This window comes from Streptomyces sp. E11-3, assembly GCF_046540415.1.
Lineage (GTDB): Bacteria > Actinomycetota > Actinomycetes > Streptomycetales > Streptomycetaceae > Streptomyces.
In genome coordinates this window covers 1-3,995 of the sequence record NZ_JAZGRL010000009.1, presented here as the reverse complement: position 1 = coordinate 3,995, position 3,995 = coordinate 1, and the positions used below count along the sequence as shown (strand labels likewise).

Annotated in this window: 4 protein-coding genes; 3 read left to right on the top strand and 1 reads right to left on the bottom strand. The window is 69.6% G+C overall.

From position 1 onward, the window contains the following. Positions 1 to 57 precede the first annotated feature (57 nt). Positions 58 to 813, bottom strand: coding sequence for a SigE family RNA polymerase sigma factor (locus tag U9R90_RS34050; RefSeq protein ID WP_411061160.1), 756 nt, complete (start codon positions 811 to 813; stop codon positions 58 to 60). A gap of 178 nt (positions 814 to 991) precedes the next feature. On the opposite strand from U9R90_RS34050, the gene afsQ1 reads away from it, so the two are divergent. Genes afsQ1 through U9R90_RS34035 form a run of 3 tightly spaced genes read left to right on the top strand, consistent with a single transcriptional unit; the run spans position 992 to position 3,851 of the window. After that, entirely contained in the window at positions 992 to 1,669 is a 678-nt protein-coding gene (gene afsQ1 / locus U9R90_RS34045) for a two-component system response regulator AfsQ1 (protein WP_411061158.1), read from the top strand. Then, positions 1,567 to 3,240 (top strand): ATP-binding protein, encoded by a 1,674-nt coding sequence (locus U9R90_RS34040; protein WP_411061157.1) that lies wholly within the window; start codon positions 1,567 to 1,569, stop codon positions 3,238 to 3,240. Before afsQ1 ends, U9R90_RS34040 begins: the two co-directional genes overlap by 103 nt. Further along, positions 3,237 to 3,851, top strand: coding sequence for a hypothetical protein (locus U9R90_RS34035; RefSeq protein WP_411061155.1), 615 nt, complete (start codon positions 3,237 to 3,239; stop codon positions 3,849 to 3,851). Before U9R90_RS34040 ends, U9R90_RS34035 begins: the two co-directional genes overlap by 4 nt. Positions 3,852 to 3,995 lie beyond the last annotated feature (144 nt).

Here is a 3,995-nt window from a genome sequence, read left to right as displayed (position 1 = left end):
CCCGTACTTCCGTCGCCTCCCCCGAAGCGACGCCCCCTGCCCCCAGCCTTCGGCGTCTTACGCGACCAGCTCGCCGAAGGACTCCTCAAGGTCACGGCCGAAGCTGAGTGCCTCGTCGTCCCGCAGCCGGCGGAGCGACCGCCAGATGCTGGACTTCACCGTGCCGACACTGATGTCGAGAATGTCCGCGATCTCCGGGTCGGTACGACCCTCGTAGTAGCGCAGCACCAGCATCGTGCGCTGCAGCTCGGGCAGCCGGGCCAAGGCCTGCCACAGGACCGCACGCAGCTCGGTGCCGCGCATCGCGTCCGTGTCGCCCACCGTCTCCGGCAGTTCCTCGGTCGGGTACTCGTTGAGCTTGCGCCGACGCCAGGCGCTGATGTGCAGATTGGTCATCGTGCGGCGCAGATAGCCGCCGACGGCCGCCTTGTCGCTGATCCGGTCCCAGGCCCGGTACGTCGAGAACAGCGCGCTCTGCAGCAGGTCCTCGGCCTCGAACCGGTCACCGGTCAGGTGGTAGGCGGTGGCATACAGAGAGGCGCGGCGCTCCTGGACGTAGGCGGTGAAGGCCGCTTCGGCCTCCGCCGTCTTGTCCTGGAGCTTCCGCTCCCCCGTGGCCTCCCCGTATGCGGCTCCCCCGTCTCCCCCTGCCACCTGGCGTGCGTCAACCACCTTCATGTACGTGGTGTGCTGACGCCCGATGCCGCGAGCGCACCCCCGCCCGCTCACGGCACCGGACTTCTCACTCCGTGCGACGTCGTGCAGACGCGTGACAACTGCGCTTGAGCTGGTGCTGTGCTGCAGCGTGTTCATCTCGCGCCCCCCGTCGTGGAGTCTTAGTGCGGCTCTGACAAAAAGACTGCCGCCGGCACTTCATGACGGTGTCCGCCGACTGTCACAGCCCTGTCACAAGGCCTCCTTGCCTGTGCGGGAAGGATGGGAGCGCTCCAACTGTCGAAACCCCGCCGCGCCATGGGACAGAATGACCTCTGTGCCTTCCCTGTTGCTGATCGAGGACGACGACGCCATCCGCACGGCCCTTGAGCTGTCGCTGACGCGCCAGGGGCATCGTGTTGCCACCGCTGCCACCGGCGAGGACGGTCTGAAGCTGCTGCGCGAGCAGCGGCCCGACCTGATCGTGCTGGATGTGATGCTGCCCGGAATCGACGGATTTGAGGTGTGTCGTCGTATTCGGCGCACCGACCAGCTGCCGATCATCCTGCTGACCGCGCGCAACGACGACATCGACGTGGTGGTCGGTCTTGAGTCCGGCGCCGACGACTACGTCGTCAAGCCGGTCCAGGGGCGAGTGCTCGACGCCCGTATCCGAGCGGTACTGCGACGCGGCGAGCGCGAGGCCAACGACTCCGCGGTCTTCGGCAGCCTGGTCATCGACCGCGCCGCGATGACGGTCACCAAGGACGGCGAGGACCTGCAGCTGACGCCGACCGAGCTGCGGCTGCTGCTGGAACTGAGCCGCAGGCCGGGGCAGGCGCTCTCCCGCCAGCAGTTGCTGCGGCTGGTGTGGGAGCACGACTACCTCGGTGACTCGCGCCTGGTGGACGCGTGTGTGCAGCGGCTGCGCGCGAAGGTGGAGGACGTACCGTCGTCGCCGACGCTGATTCGTACCGTGCGCGGGGTCGGCTACCGGTTGGACAGTCCTCAGTGACGCAGGCGGACGACGACACTCGGCGGGGGCCACGCAGGGCGATACTCGCCGGGTTGCGCTTCACCAGCCTGCGGTTGCGGCTGGTCGTGGTGTTCGGCCTGGTGGCGCTGACCGCCGCGGTCTCCGCCTCCGGTATCGCGTACTGGCTCAACCGCGAAGCCGTACTGACGCGCACGCAGGACGCGGCGCTGAACGACTTCAACGAGGAGATGCAGAACCGCGCGGCCTCGCTGCCGCCGGAGCCGACCCAGGACGAACTGCGGCGCGCCGCCGTCCAGATGTCGCTCAGCAGCCAGCGTTACAGCGTGCTGCTGATCGCCAAGGACCCGGACGACAGAACGGTGGTCGGCAACTCCGACCTGGACACCTTCACCCGCGACGACGTGCCGAAGTCACTGCGGGACGCGGTGAACAAGCGCCAGCCCATCGGCGCCAAGAACTCCGACGAGTACCACCTCTTCTGGCAGCGCATCGTCGTCGACGGCACGCCCCATCTGGTGGGCGGGGCACGGGTGATCGGGGACGGCGGACCGACCGGGTACATGCTCAAGTCCCTGGAGGCGGAGGAGAAGGATCTCAGCTCGCTGGGCTGGTCGCTGGGGATCGCCACCGCGCTGGCACTGGTCGGCGCGGCGCTGCTCGCACAGGCCGCGGCGACCACGGTGCTCAAGCCGGTGCACCGGCTCGGCGTCGCCGCGCGGCGGCTCGGTGAGGGGAAGCTGGACACCCGGCTACGGGTCTCGGGCACCGACGAACTGGCCGAGCTGTCCCGTACGTTCAACAGCACCGCGGCCTCGCTGGAGAAGAAGGTCGCGGACATGAGCGCGCGCGAGGAGTCGAGTCGGCGCTTCGTCGCCGACATGTCCCACGAACTACGCACGCCGCTGACCGCGATCACCGCGGTGACCGAAGTACTCGAAGAGGAAGAAGACAGCCTCGACCCGATGATCGCGCCCGCGGTGCGCCTGGTGGTCAGCGAGACACGGCGACTGAACGACCTGGTGGAGAACCTGATGGAGGTCACCCGCTTCGACGCGGGAACCGCGCGGCTGGTCCTGGACGACGTGGACATCGCCGACCAGATCACCGCGTGCATCGACGCGCGCGCCTGGCTGGACGCGGTGGAGCTGAACGCGGAGCGCGGGATCATGGCGCGGCTCGATCCGCGGCGGCTCGACGTCATCCTGGCGAACCTGATCGGCAACGCGCTCAAGCACGGCGGCTCCCCGGTCCGGGTGTCCGTACGGGAGACCTTCTCGGCGGAACGAGGGGCCGAGCTGACCATCGAGGTACGGGACAACGGCCCCGGTATCCCGCAGGAAGTACTGCCGCACGTCTTCGACCGTTTCTACAAGGCGAGCGCCTCCCGTCCGCGGTCCGAGGGCAGTGGCCTCGGACTGTCGATCGCGCTGGAGAACGCGCACATCCACGGGGGCGGGATCACCGCGGCCAACTCCCCTGAGGGAGGTGCGGTGTTCACGCTGCGACTGCCGCGGGACATGTCCCACATGGAGGCGGACGACGAGGACTCAGGTGGCGCCGACCGCGCGGCCGAGGGGGTCGAGCGATGAGGCGCTGGCGCGGGTCCTGGGCTGGTGCGGTGCTCGCGGGCTGTGGTGCGCTGCTGCTCGCCGGGTGCGGGATCAGGGCCACGGAGGTACCGACGGACTTCGGGCCCGCGCCCTCGCGGGTGGCGTGCGTGACCTCGGCGCAGGACGTCGAGGCACGGGCGGCGGGCCGCGGAGTGCAGGTACAGGTCTTCCTCGTGTGCGGCTCGCAGCTGGTAGCGGTGGACCGGACGGTCGAACTCGCCGATGAGCCGACCGGGGACGACCGGGTGCGGGTGGCACAGGCGCTGCTCGACGCATTGCAGCAACCGACGTCCGAGCCCGAGCGGCAGGCGGGCTTCACCACGGACCTACGCGTCCAGGCGGTCGTCTCCGGGCCGCGCGAGGGCGACCCGAAGACCGCGCTCCGGCTGAGCACACCGCCCGAGCGGCTGTCCCCGTTCGCCCTGGCCCAGGTCGTCTGCACCTTCGCGCAGAGCGCGGCGGCGAATGGCAAGGACACGGTGATTCTGGGCGGCCGCGGCTCGGAGCCGTTGCGCGAGTACGAGTGCACCGACGCGCTCCGTGCCCGTCCTGGCACGGTGCCCGTCCCGACGGAGACGGTCGGCGACTAGCCGTGGCGGGGTGAGGGTGCCCCTCGGGCTTGTCTTCACGGTCGCCCGTGGCGGGGGGAAGGTGTCGCCCTCCGGGCTTGGTGGAAACGGGTGCCCCGTAGCGAGGGGTTGTGCCCACCCTCCCCCACTCTCGACTTCGCTCGA

What these genes read in the sequence shown, in the direction of transcription:
- U9R90_RS34035 (WP_411061155.1), top strand. Translation starts at nt 3,237, where the DNA reads ATGAGGCGCTGGCGCGGGTCCTGGGCTGGTGCGGTGCTCGCGGGCTGT.
- U9R90_RS34050 (WP_411061160.1), bottom strand. Translation starts at nt 813, where the DNA reads ATGAACACGCTGCAGCACAGCACCAGCTCAAGCGCAGTTGTCACGCGT.